The 26498-nt window shown below is 62.1% G+C and carries 18 protein-coding genes; 3 read left to right on the forward strand and 15 right to left on the reverse strand.

Annotated features, from left to right (window positions below; genetic code table 11):
- Positions 1 to 44 precede the first annotated feature (44 nt).
- The gene (locus PV768_RS14070; protein WP_104997740.1) at positions 45 to 809 is read right to left on the reverse strand and encodes an SDR family NAD(P)-dependent oxidoreductase; all 765 of its coding nucleotides are present in this window, start codon (positions 807 to 809) and stop codon (positions 45 to 47) included.
- Between the two features lie 184 nt (positions 810 to 993).
- Between PV768_RS14070 and PV768_RS14075 the strand changes: the two genes are divergently transcribed.
- Positions 994 to 2178 (forward strand): Gfo/Idh/MocA family protein, encoded by a 1185-nt coding sequence (locus PV768_RS14075; RefSeq protein ID WP_421093320.1) that lies wholly within the window; start codon positions 994 to 996, stop codon positions 2176 to 2178.
- Positions 2179 to 2285: 107 nt separating this feature from the next.
- Here PV768_RS14075 and PV768_RS14080 read toward each other — a convergent pair whose 3' ends face one another.
- The 4 genes from PV768_RS14080 to PV768_RS14095 all read right to left on the reverse strand — a co-directional run bounded on the left by PV768_RS14080 (position 2286) and on the right by PV768_RS14095 (position 8199).
- The gene (locus PV768_RS14080; protein ID WP_421093321.1) at positions 2286 to 3758 is read right to left on the reverse strand and encodes an APC family permease; all 1473 of its coding nucleotides are present in this window, start codon (positions 3756 to 3758) and stop codon (positions 2286 to 2288) included.
- A gap of 187 nt (positions 3759 to 3945) precedes the next feature.
- Complete coding sequence (locus PV768_RS14085) at positions 3946 to 5778, reverse strand: sigma-54-dependent Fis family transcriptional regulator (RefSeq protein WP_421093322.1); 1833 nt, start codon at positions 5776 to 5778, stop codon at positions 3946 to 3948.
- A 38-nt stretch (positions 5779 to 5816) separates the two neighbouring features.
- On the reverse strand, positions 5817 to 7346 hold the full coding sequence (locus PV768_RS14090) for an aldehyde dehydrogenase family protein (RefSeq protein ID WP_421093323.1): 1530 nt from the start codon (positions 7344 to 7346) through the stop codon (positions 5817 to 5819).
- Between the two features lie 106 nt (positions 7347 to 7452).
- Positions 7453 to 8199 carry an SDR family NAD(P)-dependent oxidoreductase gene (locus PV768_RS14095; RefSeq protein WP_104997735.1) on the reverse strand — a complete coding sequence of 249 codons (747 nt, stop codon included), beginning with the start codon at positions 8197 to 8199 and terminating at the stop codon, positions 7453 to 7455.
- A 126-nt stretch (positions 8200 to 8325) separates the two neighbouring features.
- Here PV768_RS14095 and PV768_RS14100 point away from each other — a divergent pair, with 126 nt between their 5' ends.
- Both PV768_RS14100 and PV768_RS14105 read left to right on the forward strand, forming a co-directional pair.
- Positions 8326 to 9114: an SDR family NAD(P)-dependent oxidoreductase gene (locus tag PV768_RS14100; RefSeq protein WP_234005557.1), complete on the forward strand. Its 789-nt coding sequence runs from the start codon at positions 8326 to 8328 to the stop codon at positions 9112 to 9114.
- A 97-nt stretch (positions 9115 to 9211) separates the two neighbouring features.
- Complete coding sequence (locus tag PV768_RS14105) at positions 9212 to 10978, forward strand: flavin-containing monooxygenase (protein WP_421093324.1); 1767 nt, start codon at positions 9212 to 9214, stop codon at positions 10976 to 10978.
- Positions 10979 to 11069: 91 nt separating this feature from the next.
- Here the strand turns inward: PV768_RS14105 and trpB are convergent, their stop codons facing one another.
- The 10 genes from trpB to PV768_RS14155 all read right to left on the reverse strand — a co-directional run bounded on the left by trpB (position 11070) and on the right by PV768_RS14155 (position 26352).
- Entirely contained in the window at positions 11070 to 12350 is a 1281-nt protein-coding gene (trpB, locus tag PV768_RS14110; RefSeq protein WP_421093325.1) for a tryptophan synthase subunit beta, read from the reverse strand.
- A 136-nt stretch (positions 12351 to 12486) separates the two neighbouring features.
- Complete coding sequence (locus tag PV768_RS14115) at positions 12487 to 13842, reverse strand: aldehyde dehydrogenase family protein (RefSeq protein ID WP_104997731.1); 1356 nt, start codon at positions 13840 to 13842, stop codon at positions 12487 to 12489.
- A 94-nt stretch (positions 13843 to 13936) separates the two neighbouring features.
- Positions 13937 to 15886, reverse strand: a complete 1950-nt coding sequence (gene iolD / locus PV768_RS14120; protein WP_104997730.1) for a 3D-(3,5/4)-trihydroxycyclohexane-1,2-dione acylhydrolase (decyclizing) — start codon at positions 15884 to 15886, stop codon at positions 13937 to 13939.
- 185 nt (positions 15887 to 16071) lie between these two features.
- Positions 16072 to 17205 carry a Gfo/Idh/MocA family protein gene (locus PV768_RS14125; RefSeq protein ID WP_199775366.1) on the reverse strand — a complete coding sequence of 378 codons (1134 nt, stop codon included), beginning with the start codon at positions 17203 to 17205 and terminating at the stop codon, positions 16072 to 16074.
- An 81-nt stretch (positions 17206 to 17286) separates the two neighbouring features.
- The gene (locus PV768_RS14130) at positions 17287 to 19047 is read right to left on the reverse strand and encodes a hydantoinase B/oxoprolinase family protein (protein WP_104997728.1); all 1761 of its coding nucleotides are present in this window, start codon (positions 19045 to 19047) and stop codon (positions 17287 to 17289) included.
- A gap of 2 nt (positions 19048 to 19049) precedes the next feature.
- Complete coding sequence (locus PV768_RS14135; RefSeq protein ID WP_421093326.1) at positions 19050 to 21140, reverse strand: hydantoinase/oxoprolinase family protein; 2091 nt, start codon at positions 21138 to 21140, stop codon at positions 19050 to 19052.
- A 31-nt stretch (positions 21141 to 21171) separates the two neighbouring features.
- Complete coding sequence (locus PV768_RS14140) at positions 21172 to 22071, reverse strand: fumarylacetoacetate hydrolase family protein (RefSeq protein ID WP_104997726.1); 900 nt, start codon at positions 22069 to 22071, stop codon at positions 21172 to 21174.
- 2 nt (positions 22072 to 22073) lie between these two features.
- On the reverse strand, positions 22074 to 23366 hold the full coding sequence (locus PV768_RS14145; RefSeq protein WP_421093327.1) for an aspartate aminotransferase family protein: 1293 nt from the start codon (positions 23364 to 23366) through the stop codon (positions 22074 to 22076).
- A gap of 19 nt (positions 23367 to 23385) precedes the next feature.
- The gene (locus PV768_RS14150) at positions 23386 to 24333 is read right to left on the reverse strand and encodes a C-terminal binding protein (RefSeq protein WP_421093328.1); all 948 of its coding nucleotides are present in this window, start codon (positions 24331 to 24333) and stop codon (positions 23386 to 23388) included.
- 222 nt (positions 24334 to 24555) lie between these two features.
- Positions 24556 to 26352: a sigma-54-dependent Fis family transcriptional regulator gene (locus PV768_RS14155; protein ID WP_421093329.1), complete on the reverse strand. Its 1797-nt coding sequence runs from the start codon at positions 26350 to 26352 to the stop codon at positions 24556 to 24558.
- Positions 26353 to 26498: the final 146 nt, after the last annotated feature.

Below are 26498 nucleotides of genomic sequence, written 5' to 3' on the forward strand. Positions count from 1 at the left end.
ACTCCTTGGGCTTGTTCGCTCTTGACAGGTAAATTGGGGCGTTCCTACGCAGCTGTTGTGCCGCCGTCGAACGCCATGCTGGTTCCGGTAGCAAAAGTCCCTTCCACGGCTAGGAAATAGATAGCCGCTGCCACCTCGTCCGGATCCGCGAGCCGGTTTAGCGGCACCGTGCTTTCTTTCAAGCTCCGGGCTTCCGTTGGGTTCGGCGCCGCTGCCAGGCCCTCACGCACCATGGGTGTATCAATCGGCCCTGGACAAACGGCGTTCACGCGGACAAGGGGTGCGAGTTCCAGCGCCAGGGCGCGAGTCAGTCCCACAACACCAGCTTTGGCCGCGCAGTAATGAACAAGCCCCGGCATGCCCATGGCAGCGAGGTCGGATGCCACGTTGACGATCGAGCCTCCTCCTGACCGCCGCATGTGGAGCGCGGCTTCCCGCGCAACGAAGAAAGTGCCGGACAAGTTTGTCTCCAGCACTTCGTGCCAGCGCTCGTCGTTGAGGTCTTCCAGAGCAACGTGCCCGGCCACACCCGCAGCATTGATCACGACGTCCAAGCCGCCCAACGCGTAGATCGCACCCCGGACGGCGTTCTTGACTGCGGCGGCATCGGAGACATCGGCAACGACGGTGTGTGCACCGAAGTCGATCTCCTCAGCCACGCGCTGCAGTTCCGTAGAACGCCGGCCCAGCAGCGCCACCCGGGCTCCCCGTTTCGCGAAAAGCTTTGCGGTCGCTTCCCCAACACCCGACGTGGCACCGGTGATGAGGACCCGAAGGGATTCCGTTCGAAGTTGTTGATCTCGGTCCATCGGCGACGGCTCCTCTTGCTTGGCAGTAGCGGACTAGTACGTTCCACTAAAACAGCGCTCCCCTGCCTCCGGGTGTCTCAGATTGAGACACAGCACACACCGCCAACGTTCCTAGGCTGATCATCAGATGCCGCCGTCAGTCTGCGGCACAGCACCGCCGAGAGCGACAAACTAAGGAGTCCTTTTGGAACAGCAGAACCGCATTGGGGTTGGCCTGATTTCGGTCGGATGGATGGGTAGGTTGCATTCGCGCGCGTACCTGGCCACCAAACAGTTCTTTCCGGAACTGCCCCGGCATCCCGAGTTGGTGATCGCAGCGGACCCCGATGATGCGGGCCGCCATCATGCCGAGGACGCGCTTGGTTACAGGGAAACGGCCACGGATTACCGCAAGGTACTCGAGAACCCGGACGTGGACGTTGTGTCCATTTGCTCCCCGAACTTTCTCCACCATGAAATCGCACTGGCCACCATCGAGGCCGGCAAGCACTTCTGGATCGAGAAGCCCATGGGGCGCAGCGCGCAGGAATCCCGCGAGATAGCCCAGGGAGCTGAGGCCGCCGGGCTCATCACGTCCGTAGGCTTCAACTATCGGCATGCACCCGCCGTGGCGGAAGCTAGGCGCCTCATCCGGTCCGGCGCGCTGGGCCGCATCACCAACGTGCAGATCCGCCTCCTCACCGGCTACGCCTCGGATCCCACCCAGGTGTTCACCTGGCGGTACGAGCAGGCTCGTGCGGGATCCGGTGTGCTGGGCGACGTCCTCAGCCACGGATTCGACCTCGCCCAGTTCCTGGTGGGCCGCATAACGTCGCTGAATGCCGTCACCGAGACGTTCATCAAGGACCGGCCGCTGCCTGCCGGCAACTCCTCCAATTCCTTCGACATGGGCCAGGCCTCGGACGTCACCCGCGAGGTTGAGAACGAGGACTACACCGCCATGCTTGCCCGCTTCGATGGCGGCGCGATCGGCATGTTCGAATCCACCCGCGTCGCGATCGGTCCGCACGCCGAATACATCATCGAGGTGTACGGCACGGAAGGATCCCTGCGCTGGAATTTCGAACGGATGAACCAGTTGGAGCTGGCGACTGACCGCAGCGGCTACCGCACGATCATGACCCCGCCTTCCTTTGGAGAGTTTGGTCGCTTCCAGCCCGGCCCGGGCCCGGGAATCGGGTTCAACGACCTGAAGACAATCGAGGCTGCACTGTTCCTGCGGTCGGTGGCCGAAGGCAAGCAACTCGGCCCCTCGGTAGCTGACGGCTGGTCAGCTTCCGAACTGGTGGATGCTTCCTTGCGCAGCGCCAGTTCCGGAAACTGGGTGGAAATTCCCGAAGTTTCAGGGCACACGACGTACGGGGCCTGAGTTTCCGGGCTCCTGATGGCTTCGGACGATGAAAGGAGGCCGGATCACCACGATCCGGCCTCCTTTTGTCGTGCTTGCACACTATGGGTGCTGCTCCGCATCCTGTCCTAGTCCAGGGCGCGTCCGATCCGAATGTAGGTGTCCGGCTTCCGGCTTCGGAGGGCCAGCGCCACGAAGACGCCGACCGCGATCGACACGTATGGAATTAGAAGCAAGACTGTCAGCAGGAGTGGATCTCCTGCCACCAGCAGCTCCATGTTGAAGGACGCTGTCAACAAAGCGAACCCAATCCCTGCTAGGGCGACGATCGGAGCGATCAGCGTCCGCCAGAACGACATCGACGACCTGTTCCTGCGGAAATAAACAATGACGGCAACGGCAGTCAGGCAGAGCAGGAGCAGCATTCCATAAAAAGCAACGCCTGCGGCCGCCGCGTACAGGGAGTTCTCATCGCCGCCCGACAGTACCAGGACAAGCAGGACAAGCAGGAGAACGGCACCAACTGACACTGCGGCGCGGTGGGGAGAGCCATGTTTGGGGTGGACCGCCGCGATCGACTGCGGAAAAATGCCATCAACGGCGAGGGAATGAGTGTAGCGGGACAGGATGTTCTGCAGGGACAGACCTGAGGCAAAAAAGCTTGTGACCAGCAGGATGCCGATGACCTGGTTCGCGAAGGCTCCAAAGTAGCGCAGCAGCGCGTCAGGCATCATCGCCGTAGGGTCCGTCTGGGCTGCGGCCACTGCCTGTGATGTTCCCGTTGACAGGATCAGGGCAAACGCCGAGATGGCGTAGAAAATGCCCAGGAACGCAACCGCCAGGAAGGTGGCCCGGGGAATAGTGATGGCCGGTTCCTTGACCTCGTCCCTGTAGATGGCCGTCGCTTCAAATCCGTTGAACACTCCGATGCTGAACAACAGGAGGACACCGATGGTCGGGGTGAACAGGTTGGTCGGATCCCAAGGCTCGAAGGACGGACCCTCCGGGCCTCCGTTGGCGATGATGACCGCGTCAAAAATCGCTACCGAAAGGACCTCGACTGCCAGGATGACGGAGAGGACCTTGGCGGAGAGCTCCACGTTGAAGTAGCTCAGCACCCACGCAATGCCGAACATCACCATGCTCCATAACCACCAGGGGGTGGTCACAACATCCATGAAAGCGCCGAGCAGGTTGTTCACTGCGATGCCTGAAACGACAATGCAGGAGGTCACATTGAATCCGTAAGTAACCAACGCAAGGAAGGATCCGCCCAGGCCGAGGGGACGGCCCAAACCCTCACGGATGTAGGTGTAGAACGCACCTGGCCGCGGTATGGCCTTGGTCATTCCCGTGAACCCCATGGCAAAGAGTGCCATCAGGACAGCAACCGCGACGAAAGCGACCGGCACCCCTATCCCGAAGGAGATATTAACTGAGACAAAGCCGAAGACGACGCCCAAGGGAGCCGTGAAGGCCAGCACCGTGAAGAGCAGCCCGGTGGTTCCCATCCGGCCCCTCAGTTGGTACATGGACGATCGGGTTTCATGGTCTTCTGAATTGTCCGCTGCTGCGCGTTGGACGGGGAGTTCTTGTTTCACGTGTGTTCTCCTCGGAGGAGTGGAGTCGTCGTTGACTCGCACTGTGTCGGGTGAAAGGCCAGCCGGCTGGTCCTGCTGTTGTGAACTGGCGGGTGGCGTCAAGCGGGTTCCCCGTCAGTTCCTAGATTCTGATCGACGAACTCCACCTGAACTGTGTCAGGATGATGCATCCTGGGCAGACAAAACCTCAGCCGAGCGCCAGATCGAACCCTTTGGCTTCGTATGCTTCGATCTTGCGGTAAAGCGTGGATCTGCCGATCCCCAGCAGCACAGCGGCCCGCACCCGGTTACCGGAAGCCTCAGCGAGTGCGGCCCTGATCTGCTGGAGTTCCGCCTCTTCCAAGCGGGTGAGCGGCACGGTGCCCAGTCCGCGCAGCTGAACCGCGTTGAGATCCGACAGGTGCAGTTCGCCGCGCAGGGAACGCGTGGCAGCAGATTCAACCAGATCGCGGAGCTGCCGCACGTTGCCCGGCCAGTCCGCGGCTACCAGCGCATCCCGCAGCTTCGGTGACATCCGGACTTCCCTTCCCAGTGCCTTCCTGAGCAAGTGCGACGCCAGACCTACGACGTCCTCGCGCCTGTCACGAAGAGGTGGCATACCTACCTCAATGCCCCTAAGCGCAGAAAGTAACGGCAAGAGATCATCGCTGACGGCGCCGGCGGTCAAGATAAGTTGAGGTTGCTCCAGGACCTTGAGCAAGGCGGCCACGTCCTCCAGAACATGCAAGGGACACTTGTCCACGCGGTGGAGGATGACCGCCGCCCCCTGTTCCAAGGCCGAATCGACGTCGTCAATGGTGACCGCCCCGCGCTGCCGCTGAGCGAAGTCGAATAGGCGGGTCTCCCGTGACAGGCGCTTGGCCATGGCTTCCGCCAACGTGCGCTTGCCGCTGCCTTGCTCGCCGATTATGTAGGCAGGCATCCGCCGGCTCACGGCTGCGGCCGCGGCGCCAAGGGACCTCTTGAATGCACGGCTGGTTCCAATCATCCCGTCAAACTGTGCTTGGGGTTCACGTACAGCTGACGCCGCCCGCGTACTCGGGTTGGCGGAGGGCAGCTGGACACGCACTACGGACGCTCCGCCGGAACCTGGCTCGCGGAATTCCATGGGACGGATGTGAAGCTGCACCTCGCTGCCAGTGCTGACATTCAAGCGATGCTGTGATAGGCCGTTCCGCTGCTCTGCTTCCCGTGCCAGGGACGCGAGTACAGCGAAATCGCTTGGGTCCAGCATGCTTAGGGCACTCCTACTGGCGATCGTGGTGCGCTCGTCCATGGCTACCACCGCATCGGCCCCTCGCTTCCGGATCTCCTTGAGGTATTCGGACATCAGCGCCTGCTCCCGTGCCGCCAGCCTTTCTGCCAACCTCCTGGTGATGTCTGCGGCCGCTCCGTGGACGGTCAACAGAACGGAACCGGGATCCGTGCTGCGGGCCAGATTCTCGGGCAACATCAGGCCCAGGACACCCCGAACGGATCGACGTATCGGGTCACGGATTGGAGCGGACGTGCAGTAACTGTTCTGGAGCGCCTCATGGAAGTGTTCGGCGCCCCAGACCTGTACTGCTTCGCCCTCCTCAAGAGCAGTTCCGTCGGAGTTGGTTCCAACCAGGTCCTCCGCCATCCGCGCTCCCAGGCTCGGGAACAACCGCTCCGCTTTCCGACGTTCGGTGGCATCGCCGCGGAAGACAGCCAATGTGCCTTCGGCGTCAGTGAGCACTACCAGTCCCCCGGAGTCGCTGCACAGACGTTCGAGTTCGGTCAAGACGGGTTCCGCGGCAGCGAGCAGCTGCTCGTCAGCCTGGTGGGTCGCCGTCTGCAGAAAGGGTGAGGCGGCGGTCACATTGCAGGCCAGGCTCCGCTGCCATGATCGGGCAATAACGGGTCGCAGACTGCTCAGGTCCGTAGCCTCGGGCGCGGCCAGGAAGCGATCCCTGAGCGACTGGATCTCCGCATTGGAGCTCCCGCCCACGCGCAATGAAGAAGTCGCATGGAGCCATGAAACGTCTTTCGAAGCCATGCCAGTGCCTGCTTTCTCAATGGTGTACTGGACTGATGTCAGTGCTGCAGTAGGTGCTCCAGGTGCGCCGGAAGTTTCCGCGCTTGCTGGCGTCCGAACAGCTGGAAGTACCACTTCCCGAGGGTTTGTTTACCGGTCGTACCGCTCGCCTTCCATCCGCCAAAGGTCTGTGGTCCCGGCCACCACCCGGTGGTGGCGTGGCCAGGGACGTTCACGTCCACGCAGCCAGCCTCGATACGGTCAAGAAACTCCCTTGCTTCGCTCTCGTCCCCGGTATAGAGCCCGGCGGTCAGACCCATCTCTGTGTCATTAGCGGCAGTCAGGGCCGCTTCGAAAGTTGGCAGCTTGCTGATGGTCAGGAAGGGCAGAAAATGCTCCACAGTGGCTAACCGGTGTGTGGCCGGCACTCCGGAGACCACGGTGGCCGGAACAAAGTAGCCGCCGTCGTGGGCCTTGCCGGTTTCTATATGGAACTCCTCTCTGCGGGCGGATGTCAGCAGTTGGTCATACCGTTCCACTGCTTCGGCAGAAACAACGGGACCCGCGAATACATCTGCGTCAATGGGGTCCCCGGCCTTCAGGTCCCTGACCCTCTCCGCGACGAGTTTCGCCAGCCTGTCGTGGGCGGCGGGCGTAACCAACACCCGGGACAATGCGCTGCACTTTTGTCCACTGAGGTCAAAGGCCGAGAAGACAATGCCGTCGGCTGCCTGTTCGAGATCAGCCGTATCAGTGACGATCACCGGATTCTTGCCGCCCATTTCAGCGATTACCGGGCGGGGATACGGCCCGGAAGCGAAATCGCCCAGGATGGACCTGCCCACAGCGACGGAACCAGTGAAGCAGATGCCATCGATGTCCGAGGCGACCAAAACCCGGCCTGGACCGTCGCCTCCGTGGACCACGTTCACCAGTCCCTCCGGAAGCCCCATTGCCTCGCAGAGTTCATAAACGGCATGCCCGGACCATGGACCATCATGCGATGTCTTGACGACCACTCCGTTGCCCGCGATGAGTGCGGCGATGGCAGGACCTGCGGCCTGGACAATCGGGTAGTTGAACGGTGTGATCACGCCGAAAACACCGTAGGGCCGAAGCACGGAATCATTCGATAGACCCCTCGGGTCGTCCGTTCGTTGATCCTCAAAAGCTCCTGGAGCCGACGCGTATTCGGTGTACTGGCGGACAATTTCAAGAACTTCCGCCCCTTCAGCCCGGGCACCGGCATAGGGTTTGCCTATCTCGAGGGCCACACGGACCGCCCACTCCTCGAGACGCTCCTCAATGAAGGGAATTGCCCGGCGCACCCGTTCAATGCGCTCCGAAGGTGGAACCCGGGACCAGTCACGCTGGGCCGCACGGCTCGCCTGGACGGCCCGCTCCACGAGTTCAGCGGGCGCGTCGTGACAGGCACTGACCACCGCACTGGGATTGCTGGGGTCTTCCCGTTGCAGGAGCGCGCCTTCGAAATATTCCTGGCCCGCGATGACGTGGGGAACAGTTGTATGGCGGGTGCGCCGTTGTTCCGCCACCCGGGCTGCGAAGGCCTGCTGTTCGTCAATGGTCATCGCCAAGTAACTCCTCTGTGAATTGTTTGCGCCGGAGGTGGCGCGATGGTTCTGTCGAGATTACGCAGCAGGGAAGGGGACTACTGTCCCAAGGTGGGACATCTGTTCAAACCGCCGTGTATCCCGCATCGACCATTACGGCGGAACCGGTCACCTTTCGTGATTCGTCCGAAACCAGGAACACCGCAACGTCAGCTACTTCCTCCGGGCTGATCAGGCCGAGCGGCTGGTATGCCCGCTGGGCTTGTTCATCCGTGAGAAACCCCTCATCGAAAAAGCCGGCCACCATCGGCGTAAGGACACCGCCTGGGCACAGGCAGTTGGCCCTGTTATTGTCCTTGGCATATTCGACGGCCACGGATTTGGTGAGCATCAGGACCGCTCCTTTTGAGGCGGAATAAGCCGCGATATCCGGTTCAGCCACCAACGAGTTGACCGAGCCCCAATTGACGATTGATCCGCCGCCGGCCCGCTGCAGGGCGGGGATGGCATATTTGCAGCCGTAAAACACGCCCTTCAGGTTGATATCGATGATCCGGTCGAGCACATCGTCATCGGTCTCAAGCACGGATGCCGCTCGCAAATATCCGGCGCAGTTCAGCAGGGCATGGAGGGCCCCGTAGGTCTGTTCGGCCGTGGCAACCAGCCGTTCCACCTCTGCTGCCTTGCTCACGTCACAGCGTCGTATCGTAATCTGCCCGCTCTCGGTTGAGAGCCGCTCCAGCGCGGCTTCATCAATGTCCGCCGCGATGACACTGGCCCCTTCCCCTACCAGCGCCCGTACGGTCGCTAAACCCTGCCCAGAAGCTGCACCGGTCACAACTGCCGTCTTGCCTTCGAGTCGCACACCCACTGTTGACCCCTAATCCGGCGTGGCAGGTGCCGCGCTCCTGACTAATGTTTGCCCCGACCATGAGTCGAAAAATGTCTCTTTCTGACACAAATCCCGTCAAGAGGCGGCAGTAGCGTCTTCCACAGCGTGAAGCACTTCACCCCATCCATCACGAAGGAGACACTCATGGGCCGTGTTCAAGGCAAAGTAACCATCATCACCGGCGGCGCTAGAGGGCAGGGCGAATCCCACGCGCGCCTTTTCGCGCAAGAGGGTGCATCGGTGCTTGTCACCGACATGTTGGATGAAACCGGCGAGGCAGTTGCCAGCGAACTCAGGGATTCCGGGCACGATGTGCACTACATGCATCTGAACGTTGCCTCCGAAGACGAATGGAAAACCGTCATCGCAGCGGCAGAAGAACGCTGGGGGCGCATCGACATCCTAGTCAACAACGCGGGAATCGTCGGCACAATGAAGCCCGTTGAAGAAGAGGGCCTTGAGGGTTGGTCCCTCACCACCGCCATCAACCAGCAAGGCGTCTTTCTTGGCCTCAAGCATGGTGCACCCGCGATCGAGCGAAGCGGCGGCGGCGCAATCGTCAACACGTGCTCCATCAACGGCACCGTCGGCAACCCCGGCGGCTTCTCCTACCAGGCTTCGAAAGGGGCCGTAAAGATGATGACGCGCGCCGCGGCGATGGAATATGCAGACCGTAGCGTGAGGGTCAACTCCGTTTCGCCGGGATTGGTCATGACTCCGATGGCAGTGGAAGAGGGCGAAAAGTCCAACCGCGAGTTCAGCAATGCAACGCCCATGAAACGCGCGGCCCAGCCCATCGAAGTGAGCTACGGCGTCCTGTACCTGGCCAGTGACGAAGCTAGCTACGTCACCGGCGCGGACCTCCTGATCGACGGCGGATACACCGCGCAATAAGGGTGGACAGCCAGCCGACTCAAGAACGAAGGAAACCACACACATGACACACACAAAGGAACCGGTGCACATGACTGATGTAGCCGTACCCCCGGCAGTGAAGCCGGATTCGATCGACACGTACGGATTGGTCGTGCATGAGTGGGCACGACGGTTGGCCAGGGCCCTGGCCTCCACGGACGCGGTCGCCGCTGCTGGCCTTTTCCGACCGGATGGCGTTGTCCGCGACCTTCTGGCGCTGTCTTGGGATTTCCGCAACGCGATCGGATACGAGGAGATCTTCGAGCTGTTCGCGATTCCGCCGGCGCACCGGCTCATGTCGATCGATGTAAAGCCCGGCAGTCAGTCCATCATCGTCGAAGACGGAACTCCCGGTACCGTCTCCGCTTTCCTTCAGTTCAGGAACAGCACGGGAAGGGGTCTTGGCCACGTCCGCTTAGTGCAGGAAGGCGACGGAACCTGGCTGGCAGAGAGCCTGGTCCTGGCCCTCGACGCCGTGGACAGCCACCCAGAGCGCCATCTCGACGGCCGCCCGAGTGGAAAGACCCACGGCCCGGTGCGGAACCGTCTTGGTTGGCAAGAGGGACTCGATCCCGAGTTCACGCAGCAGGAGCCGGACGTTGTCATCCTCGGTGCCGGACACAACGGACTCATGCTCGCTGCCCGCCTTCGTGCCCTGGGCATTCCTGCCCTTGTCCTAGAACGCAACGAGCGCGTTGGCGATAACTGGCGCAAGCGGTACAGTTCGCTGGCACTCCACACCCCACTTGCGTCCGATCACTTGCCTTATCTTCCGTTCCCATCAACGTGGCCTCGTTTCACTCCCAAGGACAAGTTGGGCGATTTCCTCGAGAGCTACGCGACACTCCTGGATCTGGCCGTATGGACCGGAACGACAGTAATTGCCGCGGACTTCGACCAACCGTCCCGACGGTGGACCGTCGATGTCAGCCGGCAGGGACAACATCGCAGGATCAACCCGAAACATCTGATCTTTGCCACCGGAATGAACGCTGCACCGAACATCCCGGATGTACCCGGACGGTCGGTCTTCCCAGGAACCGTCATGCATGCCGTGGATTACAAGGGCCACGCAGAATGGCGTGGTAAGCGTGCGGTGGTTGTGGGCTCCGGCGTCAGTGGGCACGACATTGCGCAGGACCTGGCCGAGCATGGCGTCGACGTCACGATGATCCAGCGGTCCGGAACGTTTGTCATGAACACCTCCACCTTCCATAAAGTGATGCACGCCAACCACGTCAGCGGGAGATACAGCATCGAGGAAGCCGACCTGGTCAACGCTTCAACTCCCTTTGGTGCACTTCCTGCCCACGGCCCGAAACATGTGGAGTTGGTCAAGGCGATGGACCGGGAACTGTTGGAAGGTTTGGTCGAGGCAGGTTTCGAGCTGAGCGACGGCCCGGATGGCCAAGGCGTTCTCGGGCTGATTTTTGGCCTCAACGGGACCGGCTATTACTACAATGCTGGTGCTTCCGAACTAATTATCGATGGAACCATCAAGCTGCTCCATGGCAGTGTGGAGGGCCTCAGCCCCAGCGGAGTCATGCTGGATGGGGCCCGCTCCCTGAATGCTGACCTCGTTGTATTCGCCACTGGCTACCAGGGTGCGCCGTCGGTGGTCCGTGAGGTCCTCGGTGATGACATCGCAGATCGAGTGGGTGAATTCGCCATGGTGGGGCCAGACCGTGAATACGGCCGCCTGTGGCGACGCACCGGAGTGGACCAGCTGTGGTTCATGGTTTCACTCGGCATCGGTGATGGCAGGTTTTACTCAAAACTGCTCGCGCTGCAGCTGGCCGCCATGGAGGCCGGCATAATGCCGGTCGCCGAGCCGAATGGCTGAGCCTGTCTCGTAGAAAACATAGGCAAAGGTAGGCCGGATCGCCCGGACCGGCCTACCTTCACAGCCATCGGCCTTCCATGGCAGGGCCGCCTCAGCGAGGCCCCTGTTGCAGGAGGTCGAACCACTCGGCGGCAGTTCCCACATCCTTGTCGCCCCTGCCGGACAGGTTTGCTATCACCACTTTGTCGGCGGCATCACTCGTGGCGCCGGTTCCGGCGGACAGCCGATGGCCCACTTTTATGGCACCGGCAAGTGCATGTGCCGACTCGATAGCAGGAATAATGCCCTCAGTGCGGCATAGCAGCCGAAAGGCTTCCATGGCCTCGGTGTCGGTGATCGCTTCGTAGCTGACCCGCCCGATGTCAGCGAGGTGCGAGTGCTCCGGCCCGACACTGGGGTAATCCAGCCCTGCGGAAATTGAATGCGATTCGATGGTCTGTCCGTCGTCGTCCTGCATCAGGTAGGACCGGGCACCGTGCAGTACGCCCGGCAGGCCGAGCGTGATCGGCGCCGCGTGGCGCCCGCTCTCTATGCCGGCTCCGCCGGCCTCAAATCCGTAAATCTTCACGGAAGGGTCGTCCAGGAAGGCATGGAAGAGGCCGATGGCGTTTGACCCGCCGCCAATGCAGGCGCAAACCGCGTCGGGCAGGCGGCCGGTCCGCTCCAATATCTGTCTGCGGGCTTCGTCACCGATAACCTCGTGAAAATACCGGACCATAGCCGGAAACGGGTGGGCACCCGCTGCCGTGCCCAACACGTAATGAGTGTTATCTGTGTTGGCCACCCAATCCCGGAGGGCTTCGTTGATGGCGTCTTTAAGCGTCTGGGAACCCGTTGCGACCGGGACGACAGTCGCTCCCAGGAGTTCCATCCTGGCCACATTCAACGCCTGACGGCGGCAGTCCTCGGCACCCATATAGACGACGCATTCGAGGCCTAGCAGGGCCGCCGCCGTTGCACTCGCCACACCGTGTTGCCCTGCGCCAGTCTCAGCGATAACACGTGTCTTGCCCATGCGTTTGGCAAGAAGCGCCTGGCCCAGCACGTTATTGATCTTATGCGAGCCGGTGTGGTTGAGGTCCTCGCGTTTGAGGAACACCCGCACGCCCCCGGCGTGTACAGAAAACCGCTTGGCTTCGGTCAGCAGCGAGGGCCGGCCTGAATAGTTCTTGTTCAGGTTATCTATCTGGGCGCGGAACTCAGGATCGGCCTTGGCCTTTTCGAAGGTCGCCTCCAGCTCGTCAAGGGCGGGGATCAGCGCCTCAGGCATCCAGCGGCCACCGTAGGTGCCGAAGTAGGGTCCCGGGGCGTAGCGGAGCGAGCCTCCTTCATCCACCGAACCCTCGCCGGAGCCGGCTGCTGGTTCAGTCATAAGTCCTACCATCCTGATCCTTCCAGTTGATATCTGGCACGATCTGTCCGTGCGGCATCCGGCCATTCTGTGCCTAGCAAAAGGTCAAGGGGAGGTCCGTCCGACGGGACCTCCCCTTGCATAATGCGCGGGTGCGCTACTTTGCGAAGCGGAATAGCTTCTTGTTCGCAAACTCCAGCATTCCAACTTTGCCAAGTTCGCGTCCGTAGCCTGATTTCTTGACGCCGCCGAAGGGAACATCGGCACCGCTGAGGTCATAGGCGCCTATGAAGACCATGCCGACGTCGAGCTGGTTGCCGATGCGCTCAGCCCGCTCAAGGTCGTCGCAAATTACCACGGAACCAAGGCCGTAAGGCGAGGAGTTCGCAAGCTTGATTGCTTCTTCGTCGCTGCTGACCTTGTAAAGCTGCGCCACGGGGCCGAAGAGTTCCTCCCTGTAGACGTCCATGGAGGGAGAGATGTTTGTAATTACCGTTGGTGTGAACACGTTGCCCTGAGGCTGGTTGTTGCCCACCAGGATTTCGGCGCCCTGATCGAGGGCGCCCTGCACCTGCTCCTTCAGGAACTTGGTTGCGGAGGCTGAGGAGAGTGGACCGAAATCGCCCCTCTCGTAAGACTGCCCGGCAATGGCAGCTTTGAACTTCTTCGAAAACTCGTCGAAGTACTTGTCCAGCACGACGATCCTCTTGGAGCCGTTGCAGGACTGGCCGGTGTTGCCCATACGGCCCATCACAGCCTTCTTCACTGCGAGGTCAACGTCGTCGGTGTCGAGCACAATGAAGACATCGGCGCCGCCGAGTTCCAGCACACACTTCTTCAGGGCACGCCCGGCCTGCTCTGCCACAATCGCACCTACCTGCTCCGAACCTGTGAGTGATACTCCCTGAAGGCGGTCGTCGGCGATGATGTCCGAGATCTGCTGGTGCGTGGCAAAGAGGTTGACGTAGGCACCCTCGGGGAAACCGGCGTCGCGGAAGAGTTCCTCAAGGGCCAGGGCCGACTCAGGGCACTGGCTCGCATGGCGGACAATCACGGTGTTGCCCAGGATGATGTTGGGAATCGCGAAGCGTGCCACCTGGTAGTAGGGGTAGTTCCACGGCATGATGCCGAGGACCACGCCCAGGCCTTGGTAGCGGAAGAAGGTCCGCAAGCCGTCGGCAACGTCAAGTTCTTCATCGGCGAGCCACTCTTCCGCGTGTTCGGCAAATGCTGCGGCGATGGCGCCGGAGAACTCTGCTTCCCCCACCGCCTGCGGAAGGGGCTTGCCCATCTCCCGGTTGATGATGGCCGCGAGCTTGTCCTTGCGTTCTACGAACAGGTCGGCCAGCCGCTTTGCCAACGCTGCCCGCTCAGCCACGGTAGTGGTGCGTGACCAGTCCTGGTAGGTGCTCTGCGCTGCGCTGAGGCCTGCCTCGACCTCTGCGTCGGTAGCCGCAGGGTATTGCGCGTGGGTGGTTCCTGTGGCCGGATCTACAACAGCGAATGCACTCATGGTGGATGCTCCTTTGTCAGAAAATTGAAAGAACGGGGTTGCCCCGTAAAACGCCGGGCGGGACCGCGCTGCAGCGCGGTCCCGCCCGGCGCGTTTAACGGGCGTCAGGTGCGGTGGTGGCTGCGTAGAAGCGCTGGCGGGCACGGCCCTCCAAGTGCTTCGCAGTCCCTTCCTGGCTGCCCGGGCGCTCCGACGTCATGGGAACTCCGACATCCCAGAAAGCACCGTTGCCGGACAGGTAGCGCGCGCGCTCCACACGGGCCACAATCACTGCGGGGCCGTTCACTTCCCTGGCCTCGGTGAGCGCCGCCTCGAATTCCTCGATGGTGGTCGTGGACCAGGCTGCACAGCCCATGCTGGCAGCGTTGGCCGCAATGTCGAAGTCCAGGATTGCTCCGTCGAGGCGACCGGACTCATTGCTGCGTTCCCGGTACTGGGTACCAAACTCGCGGCCAGGGCCGCCCTTCGACACCTGAAGCGGCCAGATGCACTGGTGCCCGCGGTTGTCGATCACGATGGTGATGATCTTCTTGTGTTCCTGCACCGCAGTGACCAGCTCGGTGGGCTGCATGAAGTAGGTGCCGTCACCGATCAGCACGTACACCTCGCCGGGGGCGTCCCCGCGGGCGATCCGATAGCCCAGGCCTGCCGGGATTTCATGGCCCATGCAGGAGTTGGCGTACTCGAAGTGGATCTCGGTGCCGTTGGACGGATCCCAGGCCTTGTGGATGCCTTCAACCACCCCGCCGGATCCCAGGATCAGGGCGTCCTGGCTGGTGGCCGTGCGATTCAGCACGTCAATTACCTGGGCCTGGCTCATGTTCTCACCGGGGAATGCCTGGAGGTCGTGCTTGCGTACCTCGAAGGTGGCCTTCCGGGCGTCCGCGATGTCGCTGCGGAAGTCCTCGGATGTGCCGTACTGACGGGCTCCGAGGCGTTCACGCAGCGCGGCAAGGGACAGTTTGGCATCGCCAATGACGGGGAATGAGCCCATCTTGTGGGCGTCGAATGAGCCAACGTTGAGGTTCACGAACTTCACGTTGGGGTTCTGGAACAGTGAGTGTGATGCAGTGATGAAGTCCTGGAGGCGTGAGCCTACAGTAATGACAACATCCGCGGCGTCGGCGATTTCGTTTGCCCCCACAGTGCCGGTCACGCCGAGGGCGCCCAGATTAAGTTCACTGATGGGGCCGCTTCCCTTGCCGGCATACGTCTCGGCCACCGGAATGCCGAACTCGGCGCTGAAGCGTGCCAGTTCCTCCTGTGCCTTCGAGTAACGGACGCCACCACCTGCAATCAGCAGGGGGCGTTCGGCGTTCGCAATGATTGCAGCAGCATCGCGATACTCGTCCTCCACAGCAGGACGACGACGGATGTGCCACACACGCGGTGTGAAGAAGGATTCCGGGAAGTCGAATTCCGCGCCCTGAATGTCCTGGGGAAGGCAAACTACTACGGCGCCGGTTTCGACGGGATCGGTGAGGACCCGCATCGCTTCAGGGAGTGTGGACAGCAGCTGGGCCGGGTGGGTGATCCGGTCGAAGTAGCGGCTGACAGGGCGGAAGCAGTCGTTGGCGGATACATCCCGTTCTACCGGGTGCTCGATCTGCTGCAGCACGGGGTCACCAAAACGGTTATTGATGATGTCCGCGGGAAACAGAAGCACCGGAAGGCGGTTGGTAGTTGCCGTGGCGGCACCTGAGACCATGTTCGTCGATCCCGGGCCGGCGGAGGCGGTACAGGCGAGGGTCGCGGCGCGGTTTGAGGCTTTCGCGAAGCCAATGGCGGCGTGGACCATCGATTGCTCGTTCTTGCCCTGGTAGTGCGGGAAGTCCACGCCATACTCGTCGATTCCCTGCGCCAGTCCAACGGAGTTGCCGTGTCCGAAGATGCCGTACATTCCGGCAACCAAGCGCCTCCGTTCACCGTCTAATTCGCTGTACTGGACCTGAAGGTATTCAACGATTGCTTGTGCGACAGTGCGGCGACGGACGGCCTTGACGTCGACCTCTGTGCCGATGTCAGCAGCGGCTGTGCTAGTCATGCGATCTCCTAAATTCGTAGGTGCGTCGGCATTTGCAACCGATTCGCCCGAACTTCAGGTTTTCACTGTGGGGAAGCAATGTTGTGTCCCAGTTTGATACGCACGCTTGCTATGGGGTACGAAAAACAGCAGCCGACGGCGGCACGCAAGTACCGCCGTCGGCTGCTGTTGTTGCCTACGTTCCCCTAGTCGAAACGGTAGGGCTCCTGCGGTCCCACCGAAGGCAGCGGTCGAGGCCGCTCGCAGGTGCTTTCAATCTCGATGTGACGGCCCTGCTCCGAGGATGCTTCAAAGGCGAGGAGGACCTCCAACACGTGGTAGGCAAAGTCGCCGCCGGTGCGGGGCTCCAGGCCCTTGCGGATGGCGAAGCCGAACTCGGCCAGGCCGATGCCCCGGTAGGCATCGTCGCGGTGTGTGATTGGAGTTTCCCGCCAGTCACCACCGCCTGGAGGGGTCATATCCAGCGCCAGGTCACCGGGCTCGCCTCGGCGCAGCACAGGTGCCCCGGAGAAGTGGTCAGGGTTTGGCGCCGCCAGCGAGCCACCTGTTCCGTAGATCTCCAAATGCGGCAGGTTGTGGTTCCAAATGTCCCAGCTGACGATCACCGTTGCGGACGCACCCGACTCGAAATCAATGGTGCCCGTGACGTGCGTCGGGGTCTTGATCTGAATGACTCCGCCCTCCTTGCCGGGACGGGGCCGGGTCTCCGATGAGCGTGGTGTTGTTGCAGAGACCCGCTTGACCGGGCCGAAGAAGTTCACAAGGTTGGTGATCAGGTACGGCCCGATGTCCAGCATGGGACCGGCTCCCGGACTGTAGAAGGGGTCGACGTTCGGGTGCCAGTGCTCATAGCCGCGGCAAGCGAAGGACGCGAAGGCGGCCACGGGTTCCCCGATCCAACCGTCATCGATGAGCTTTCGGCTGGTTTGCATGCCGGAGCCGAGGAAGGTGGTGGGTGCTGAGCCCACTTTCACCCCAGCCTCGCGGGCGGCGTCCAGGATCTGGCGTGCTTCATCCAGGGAAGTGGCAAACGGCTTTTCCGAAAGGACGTGCTTACCTGCGGCGATGGCTTGGAGGGTCACCGGCGCATGGAGCTTTGGCGGGGTGAGGTTGAGAACCAGCTCTACCTCGTTATCGGCCAGCAGCTCGTCCGGTGTGAGTGCTTTAGGGACCGAGTACTCCGCGGCCCGCGCTTTCACCGCTTCAGGGTTAACGTCGGCGAGCGCCACGATCTCTACATCCGGGTGGACGCCGATCTTGTCCAGGTATTGGTTGAGAACGTTTCCGACGCCGATGATGCCGACTCGAATGGGTTCCATGTGAATCTCCGTCATTAGTTGGTGAAACCTTCCGGGGCGAGGAAATATACCCCGCCCCGGAAGCAGTTGCGATAGCTGGCGCTAAATGGCCAGGCGGTCGTGGCGAGCCTTGGCCGTAGCCTGCTCGTCTACGGTGCCGTCGGCGATGATCACGCCATAGTGGGCAGCCGCCGCTTCCAGCGTGACCCGGGACTCGCGGTAGTCGTCGAGCACGGCAAGCACGTCGCGTTCCAGTGGATCGCCGTATCCGCCTCCTCCCGGGGTGATGGACACGACTTTCTCGCCCGCCTGCAGGTCGTATCGGCCCACCACGGGGATTTCGCGGCGTTCACCGGTGGTGAGGTCTTCTACCCAGGTGGAAGGCTCGGCGCCATCGTGACCGCCCCGGACACCCTTCGGCGGGTTGATCTTGCCCTCGATACCGTAGGTGAGGGTGACGCTCTCTGCCCGGGGTTCCATGGTGACGCGTGTGGCGAGTCCGCCGCGTTGGCGGCCTGCTCCGCCGGAGTCGGCGACCAGGGTACGTTCGTGGACCAGGATGGGATAGCGCTGCTCGTCCACTTCCACGCTGTCGTGGTAGAGGAGGGCGCCGCACACCGGACGCTGATAGGTGGGCCACCCATCAACATACGGGGTGGCAGGACCGCCGACGCCGCCCACCAGGATTTGGTTCACGTAGGCGTTGCCGTTGCGTTCGTCGATGCCGGAGATAACCGACTTGGCGGGCGCCTGCCCGGCTGCACCCTCAGCGGTTCCGTATCCGTCATCGATCTGCGAGAAAGCCGCCTGGACGATGTTCACCACGCGGTCGGCAAGGTTGGTGGTTCCCGACGAGCAGGAGTAAGGATGCTTCGGGACGCCAACAGCACAGCCGTCACGCAGCAGCACCTCCACCCTGCGGAAGGTTCCGGCGTTACTTGGCAGGTTCTCAGGGATACCGGAGAGGATGCCTGCCAGCGCGGCACCGGTGGCCGTGGCCTTCGTTAGGTTCAGGCCGTTGGGAAGGTTGTCCGGGTTGTCGCGCAGATCGATGACGATCTTGCCCTGCTTGGGCCTTACCTCGAGGGTTGCCTGCAGGTGCACTCCGTCCGGGCCCGTGCCGGGAAAAGGATCGTGGGTCGATGTGCCGAGGAGGACGTACTCCGGCAGCGTTTCAATGGCGCTGGCGGTAAGGCGCTCCGAGTAGTCGAACCAGGCGTCCACGAAGTCCACCAAGTCATCGACGCCGAATTTTTCAGCGAGTTCGTGGATGCGGCGTTCGGCGATGCGTGATGCACCGACGGATGCCAGGTAATCGCCGTACCACTGGTCAGGAACGCGGATGCGTGACCGGCACATGCGGATGATGTCGTCGATGTCCTTGTGGTCGCGCTGGACGCGGACACAAGGGAAGATCAGGGCGCCTTCCTCGTAAACGTCCCGCGCGGTAGCGAAGAATGTGGTCGGGAGCGAGTTGCCGCAGTCGGCCTGATGGGCCTTGGTGACCGCTGTGAAGAGGTGGCGGCCCTGGATGAAGATTGGCACCAGGATGACGTGGTCGGCTGCGTGGGAGTTACCCATGTAGGGGTCATTATGCAGGAACGCGTCGCCTTCACGGATGTCGTCGTGCAACTCCACCATGTCCTCGCCGAGCGGTCCTGCACCGAAGACGTGCACCGGGACACCTTCGGCTGCGGCGAGCAGTTGGTTGTCTGCCGTCAGTACCGCGCAGGAGAAGTCGCGGGCCGTATTGATGACGGATGAGCGTGCCGAGCGGAGCAGGCCGCTGGTCATTTCACGGACGATGCCGTCGAATGCATTGGCAAGCACCGAGAGCTTTACAGGATCGAATTCGCGCGTCACGGTCAGGCCTCCTTACGGGTGAGGTAGATGTTGAATCGTTCGTCGAGCGTGGCGTTCCATTCCGGCGGCACGACGATGGTGGTTGTGGGCTGGTCGATGACCGCGGGTCCCAGGATCTTGTCCCGGGGTGCAAGGGTGACACCGCGGTACCGCTGGGTGCTGAACCTTTCACCGCCGAAGATGATGTCATCGGTGCGGTGGACTTCGCTGATGCGGGTGATGTCGGACTCGTCCTTCGCATGCTCGGGCCGCGGGATTTCCACGCGGACACCCCAGGTGATGATCTCCACCCGGCTGTCCGGATCGTGTGTGCCGTTGCGGCGGTCGTGCTCTTCGTGAAAGGCCCGCTCAATGACTCCTGCGGCATCGCCGGCCGTGTCCGGCGCAGCTTCCAAATAAACACGCAGGTCCCACGCCTGGCCCGGGTAGCGGGCATCGACGAAGTAGGTGACGTTGGGCGAATCACCTACACCGTGGAAGCGCTCGGCGAAGGCGTTGGCCTTGGCCTTAAGGTCTTCCACCGCGCGGGTGGCGGACACAGAATTGAAGCTGCGGGTGTCGTTGTGCAGCGGAGAGAGGAATTCGGTGGCGATCGGAGCGCGATGTGCTCCGTAGGCGGCAAGGACGCCGGCGGTAGCGGGAATCAGGACGGTATCAGTCTCAAGGAGGACACCGATCGCGGCGGCCACCATGGCACCGGCTCCACCGCCGGCAACAATCAGTGCACCTCGGGGATCCACGCCCTGTTCCAGCGAAGCCTGGCGGATGGCCGTGGCCATGTGGTTGGCGGAGACGTCGAGGATGGCCTGTGCAGCCTGCCGGGTGTCCATGTTCAGTGGTCCAGCGATTCGGGTATCGATGGCCCGCACCGCGGCCTCGCGGTCCAGGGTGAATCCACCTTCGAAGCCATCAGCGTCAAGGTAGCCGAGCGCTACACAGGCGTCCGTAACAGTAGGTTCTTCGCCGCCGCGTCCGTAGGCAGCGGGGCCGGGTGTGCTGCGGGCACTTTGCGGACCAACGCGGAGCAAACCGCCGCCGTCGATCCAGGCGATGCTGCCGCCGCCAGCGCCAATGCTGGAGACTGCCACGGAGGACAGACCGGTAAGGTGCCCCACGAAGGGCTCACCCAGCCAGGCCTCCCTGGTGTGGCGGACAACGCCCTCTTCAACGAGGGACACGTCGAAAGTGGTGCCACCCATGTCGCAGACCACCACTGTGTCCCGCTCCGGCGCGGCCGCCGCGCCGACCAGCGGCGCCATGGACGGGCCCGAGTTGAGCAGCAGAACCGGGCGGTCCAGGACATCCACGACGTCGAGGACTGCACCTTCGGAGGTGACGACCAGCAAGTCACCGGCGAAGCCGTACTCCTGGAGGTCAGTGCGCAGCTTGCCCAGGTGATCAGCCATCAACGGCTTCAGGGATGCATCGATCGAGGCCGCGGAGGACCGGCGATATTCGCGGATGGTTGGATTGGCCTCGTTGGAGAGCGTGTAGGGAGTACCCGGCAGGATTTCCTGGATAAGTTCCGCGACGCGCTTCTCGTGAATGTCGTTGATAATCGACCAGAGGAAGGAGACAGCTACCGCTTCAATTCCCTGTTCCTTGAAAGAACGCAGGACTTTACGCACTTGCTCTTCGTCGAGCGGTACAAGGATGTCGCCTTCAGCGGAAATGCGTTCATTGATCTCGTAGGTCAGGTGGCGGGGGATGTAGGGCGGCGGGTACGCGGCTTTAGAGTCGAACGCGTCGCGGCGGCCTCCTTCCCGGAGCAGCAGGGTGTCGGCGAAGCCGTCAGTGGTCAGCAAGGCGGTCTTGGCCACCTTGCCCGTCAGTACCGCGTTGGTGGCGTGAGTGGTGCCGTAGACAATGACGTCCGCGTTGCGCAGGACGTCGTCGCCGCTCCACCCCACTGACTCGGCGGCACGGCGTACAGAGGCTTCGAAGCCTGTGAAGACGCGGTCATAGGTGGTCAGGGCTTTGCCCACTGCCATGTCACCGTTGCTGGAATCGACGACGACATCGGTGAACGTGCCGCCAGTGTCGACGGCGATGCGGAACCTAGCCTCACTTGATGGTGCTACTTTTTCACTCATAGTCTTCTTACTTTCGTAGAGCTTGCAGGGGTTAAAGCTGAGGCTTGCCAACGCGGTTGCGGAGCAGCCCTACTTTGTCGATTTCGATTTCCACCGTGTCGCCCGGCTCGAGCCAGACGGGGGGATTCCGCTTGGCACCGATGCCGTGCGGGGTACCCGTGGCTATGAGGTCCCCGGGTTCGAGCGTCAGGAAGCTCGACAGGTAGGAGACGATGCGGGCGATGGAGAAGATCTGATGCCGCGTGTTGGAACGCTGCACTTCGATGCCATTCACCCGGGTTACCAGGTCAAGCGTCTGCGGGTCTCCCACCTCATCGAGGGTGACCAGTGCCGGGCCCCATGGGGTTGAACCGTCAACGGCTTTACCGGCCAGCCACTGGGTACCGCGGTACTGGAGATCGCGTGCTGTGACATCGTTCAGTGCGGCAAGAGCCGCGACGTAGTTCAGCGCGTCCTCCTCGGAGACCTCGCTCGCCCGGCGGCCAATGACCACGGCAACTTCCCCCTCGAAATCGAGGTTATCGCTGACCCGGGCACCGCCGATTTCGTCCTCCGGGCCAACCATGGTGGACGCGAATTTTGCGAACACGTCCGGATATTCGGGAAAGGCCCGGCCGGTTTCCGCCACGTGGTCCTTGTAATTGAGACCGATGCAGAGCACCTTGGCCGGATCCGTGACCGGTGTGGTCAACCGAACCTCAGTCAATGCCCCGACCCGGGCCACCGGGTCCTGGGCGGCAAGGCTGGTCACCCCGGCCGAGATTGCAGGGATCCGGTCGCCGTAGAGCTTCAGGAACTCACGGACAGAGGTGGTTGCGCCATGAACGGCATCTGTGGAGCCTTGGAGGAGCAGTTCGAGATCATAGACCGCATCGTCAATCAGCACCCCGCCGCGGACGCCGGATTCGTGGTGGTAGGAAACAATCTTCATGGCTACTTTCCGTCTTCCGTTTTCGGGGTCCGGCCTGCAATTGCGAGCACGGCATCAGCCAGTCGTTCGGCGATGTCCCCCGCGACCTTCTCATCCATTGGGGTGGACAGGGACAGCAGGTTGGCGGGCGAACCGAGCAATCCCCGCTCGTAGGAGGCCCACCAGAGCCGGTGCTGGGTCTGTTCGTCGACCTTCTCTGCGCCGGCAGGAACCGCGCGGAGCAGAGAACCCCGGCCGCGCACCTCCCATCCGGCGTCGGCGATCCTTAGGTTCACTGCGTCACGCGTGGTGTCACCGAGGTGGTTCAGTCTCTTTACTTCCTCTTCGGTGAAGAGGCGCAAGGCGACTGCTCCGGCAGCCATGCTGACCGGATTCCCGGAGAAGGTGCCGCCGTGTGGCAGGCTGCCCGGATGGGTCGGATCCACTTCTGCCATCAGTTCAGCCCGGCCGGCCACGGCGCCGACGGGGAAGCCGCCGCCGATCAATTTTCCAGTGGTGAGCAAGTCAGGGGAGACGCCGTACTCGCCACTGAAGCCATTGAATCCGAGGCGCAGACTGATGACCTCGTCAATGATCAGGACAATCCCGTACCGCGTTGCGAGCTCACGGGCAGCGTGTACGAAATCCTCGGAAATACGGAGAAGACCGGCCCTGTTGGGCAGCAGGTCCAAGATGATTGCGGCGTATGAGTCCGGTGCGGCTTCAACTTCCTGACGCAGGACGTCGACGTCATTGAGCGGCACCGCGGTGACGTCGTTGATTACCCCACGGGTCACTCCGCGCTGGTATGCCGGTCCGCCAGGAACCAGAGCCACATCGGACGTTCCGTGGTAACCGCCCTTTGTCACGATGACGCGTTCGCGCCCAGTGCTTGCGCGGGCGATGCGGATTGCGGACATCACTGCTTCGGTGCCCGAGTTAGCAAATCGTACTTGGTCAAGATCAGGCAGGCGGGACAGCAGGAGGTCTGCCAGTTCCCACTCATAGAGGTTCGGGATTCCCCAGCTGGCGCCGGCACTGAGTGCCTTCGTAGCGGCCTCGGTGATCTCGGGGTGTGCGTTGCCATGGATCAGCGAGGTGAAGTTGTTGTTTGCATCGATCAGTTCATGGCCACGGTCATCCCAGACGCGGTAGCCCTCGCCTCGGATGGCATACGGGCTTGGGGCTCCGGTGTAATACGTTGATCGGCCGTAGCCGCCCGGCAGCAAGGGGAAGCCGCGGGGGCCCCTGCGCAGGTGTGGATCTTCCGCGGGGTGACCCTCCGCGACCTTTTCCAGGTGGTTTTTGGTTCCCAATTGGTTTTTCTCCAGTCTTTCAGTTCACAAGGTCGATGAGCGGTTGCCCGGTCAGGGCCAGCCGGACCCGTTCCACGGCTCCGTCCTGCAGTGCGCCCGTCGAGCGGTTGGAACGCCATGCGATGTGGGGAGTCAGGATGGTGTTGGGTGCTGAGCGGAGCGGGTGCCCGTCACGCAGCGGCTCTTCAGCAAAGGTGTCGATACCGGCACCGGCAATGTGTCCCGAGGTCAGCGCTTCGGCGAGTGCTGCTTCATCGATGAGGCCGCCGCGAGAGACGTTGACTACTACCGCGCCCTTGCGCATCCGTGCCAGGACATCCTCGGAAAGGAGGTTTCCCGTCTCCGCGGTCAGCGGGAGGTGCAACGAGACGACGTCGGAGTTCTCCAGGATGTCATCCAGCCCGGTCAGCTCCACGAAGCTGTCCGTCACGAACGGATCGTAGGCCCGTACACGGGCGCCCACGGCCTGGTACATCCGGGCAACATGCTGGCCGATACGCCCCATTCCAAGCACACCGACCTCGAGGTCGGACAGAACCGGCGTGTCGTATCCGATGGTCCCGGCCCAGCCGAGATCTCGGATCGACGCATCGCCTGCAGGCAGCCTGCGTGCCAAGGCCAGGCCCATTGCGAAAGCGTGTGAAGCCACTTCCTCCGAAGCTGTCCCCGGGACGATCGAAACCGGAATGCCGGCCTCGGTGGCAGCAGCAACATCGATGTTGTCGTAGCCGATTCCGTACCTGATGACTGCCCGGCATTTGGACATCACAGGGAAGTCCGCAGCAGTGAGCTTGGCGTAGGGGGTGATCATGACAATGTCAGCTTCGGGAAGCCCTTCACGGAAGGCATCGGCGTCAGCCGCGGCGTTGAGTGCGTAACCGAACTCCACCGCGAGGGCGTGCTCGCGGTCCAAATTTGGGAAATGGTGAGGGGCCACAAGAATGGTTCCCTGGGCATCGCGCGTCATAGTCTGTCGTCCTGTTCGTGTCGTACCCTCGTTCGCTGCCGAACACTCCATGGGACGAGTGCCGGTGTCGGGTGATTTCAAGTACAACGCGATATCAGAGCCTCTATCCGTGCCAGATCGAGACACAAGCGCGGGACACCTGTCCCGCGAGTCAGAGTTGTAGGCAGCACGCAGGACCCGGCCATCAAGGATGGCCGGGTCCGTTATTTCTGCCTGGTGGAATCAGAGGTCGATGCCCCGACTGCGGAAGTAGTCCATGCGCCTATACAGGGTGGAGCGGCCGATCTGCAGAGTTTCCGCTGCGAGGCTGCGATTGCCTTTCGCCTCTTGCAGGGCGGTGCGCAATTCGCTGAGTTCGGCGTCTTCCAGCCGGGAAAGCCGCCCCTTGGTCAAGACGCGGTGGAAGCCCTGCGACAGGTCGTCGACCGTCACTTCGGCACCTTCTGACCGCTCCACCGCGTTGGAGACGACGGACCGGAGCTGGTCTATGTTCCGCGGCCAGTCGGCTTGTGTGAGCGTTGAGACTAGCCGACGGGAAAGCCTGCGCTCCCCCAGTTCCTCCGCAATGGCAGTGGCGAGTTGCGGGATGTCTTCCCGTCTGTTCCGCAGCGGCGCTACTGGGACCTCAAGGGCGTCAAAAGACTCGGAGAGCAGCAGGGTGGCATCTGTTGGCCGTGCAATGGTGAAGATCAATTTGGTGGCCGAATTCCCCCTGAGATTGCGGGCGATCTCGCTGGCTTCATTCTGGGAAAGCTCATCGGCGTGCTCAATAATGAGCGTCGCAGGCAGTTCTGTAGCCACCCTGTGGAGCACGTCCCTGAATTGAAGGTTCTTGAGAGCGCCACTGCGTGCATCAATCGCCATGTGCCCTCCGCGCAGCGATGCGATGGCACTGGCCAAGCGGTGTTTCCCGCTGCCAAGTTCACCGATCATCATCACGGACCTGCCCTCGTCCACCGCCTTGCGGGCCAGGTTAAGGGTGCGCTTGAACTCGGTGCTGGTCCCATCCAGGTGCTTCATCAGTCGCTCAGCGGTTCCCTGCGGTGAAGACTCCCGTTGCGGGGGTATGACTGCAGCAGTGACGGCCCGCTCATTGTTTGGAGCATGGGGCCGCACGACAACGATTGCGCCGACATTCGCAGCGGACAGGGTTACGGGGGAAACTTCCAGAGTGGATAGTCCAGGCCCTTGGAGCATCACCTCACAGTTCAGTCCGCGACCGGAAGACATTACCGCCGTGGCGTAGCCGGATATGATCGAGAAGTCGCTGTCTTGCAGAGAAGTCGTTGCAGTGGTGTTCTGGAGGGAGTTCTTCCCATCAAGTGCTATCACCGCGCGGTTGCCCCTTCGGCGCGAGATTTTCAAGTACTCATTCAGAAGCGCCCGCTCCCTGGAAGACGTCCGAACTTCTATATCGCGCTCGATCCGCGAGGCTACGCCCTCAAGCATCAGCAGCGTAGAGGAGGGTTCCAAGGTAGAGACGCGGTTGGCGGGGAGTGTCAGGCCAACGACTGCTCGCACGCGGTTGTGGAACGGGTCCCGAACCAGCGAAGCAAAGCACCAGTTCCCTCGCATGTCTTCGCGGAAATGTTCCTCCGGGGCCAGCCAGACGCCGCGGCCTTCCTCCAGCGCCAAGCCTTCACCGTTGCTGCCGCAACTTTCTTCCAGAAGCGAATATCCGGCCGGGAATCCATCGTCGCGAAGGAAATCGGCCTTGACGAGTACGCCGTTAGGTGCCGTCAGGTTGACATACCCACCCAAGTCGGCAGCCACTTCGTCCAGCTTCTGCAAATGTGGGCCGGCCGCTTGGATTGTATATTCGTCCACCCGGCCTTCGTCAAAGAAGCCTCGATCGGCTACGGCGTCGACTCCAGCGGCCCTGCTGCGGTACCAAGAGCGCGCCACGATCGGCCGGATTCCACGGAGATCCGTATGAGGCTGCATGAGGAAAAGTTCTCGAAGGCGATTTGTTTCGCGCAATGAGTTATGCGGCCAAGGGGACAGCATTTCAGCGGCCATGGAAGAACTGTCTTTCTGGAGAAAATGAGGCGGACTAGGAGGCAGCGGCAGTCCCGCGGCGGTGGGAGGCGGCACGCCTTGAAAACCAACTGCGGGACCGGGGACGGAAGGCCTGCTGCGCCTGCCAAGCATCGTCCTGTTGCGCG

The organism is Pseudarthrobacter sp. CC4, assembly GCF_048957775.1.
Lineage (GTDB): Bacteria > Actinomycetota > Actinomycetes > Actinomycetales > Micrococcaceae > Arthrobacter.

Bases quoted from the DNA above. Each gene is read 5' to 3' on its own strand.
- PV768_RS14070 (WP_104997740.1), bottom strand. From the start codon at position 809: ATGGACCGAGATCAACAACTTCGAACGGAATCCCTTCGGGTCCTCATC.
- PV768_RS14085 (WP_421093322.1), bottom strand. From the start codon at position 5,778: ATGGCTTCGAAAGACGTTTCATGGCTCCATGCGACTTCTTCATTGCGC.
- PV768_RS14090 (WP_421093323.1), bottom strand. From the start codon at position 7,346: ATGACCATTGACGAACAGCAGGCCTTCGCAGCCCGGGTGGCGGAACAA.
- trpB (WP_421093325.1), bottom strand. From the start codon at position 12,350: ATGACTGAACCAGCAGCCGGCTCCGGCGAGGGTTCGGTGGATGAAGGA.
- PV768_RS14115 (WP_104997731.1), bottom strand. From the start codon at position 13,842: ATGAGTGCATTCGCTGTTGTAGATCCGGCCACAGGAACCACCCACGCG.
- iolD (WP_104997730.1), bottom strand. From the start codon at position 15,886: ATGACTAGCACAGCCGCTGCTGACATCGGCACAGAGGTCGACGTCAAG.
- PV768_RS14125 (WP_199775366.1), bottom strand. From the start codon at position 17,205: ATGGAACCCATTCGAGTCGGCATCATCGGCGTCGGAAACGTTCTCAAC.
- PV768_RS14135 (WP_421093326.1), bottom strand. From the start codon at position 21,140: ATGAGTGAAAAAGTAGCACCATCAAGTGAGGCTAGGTTCCGCATCGCC.
- PV768_RS14140 (WP_104997726.1), bottom strand. From the start codon at position 22,071: ATGAAGATTGTTTCCTACCACCACGAATCCGGCGTCCGCGGCGGGGTG.
- PV768_RS14150 (WP_421093328.1), bottom strand. From the start codon at position 24,333: ATGACGCGCGATGCCCAGGGAACCATTCTTGTGGCCCCTCACCATTTC.
- PV768_RS14155 (WP_421093329.1), bottom strand. From the start codon at position 26,352: ATGGCCGCTGAAATGCTGTCCCCTTGGCCGCATAACTCATTGCGCGAA.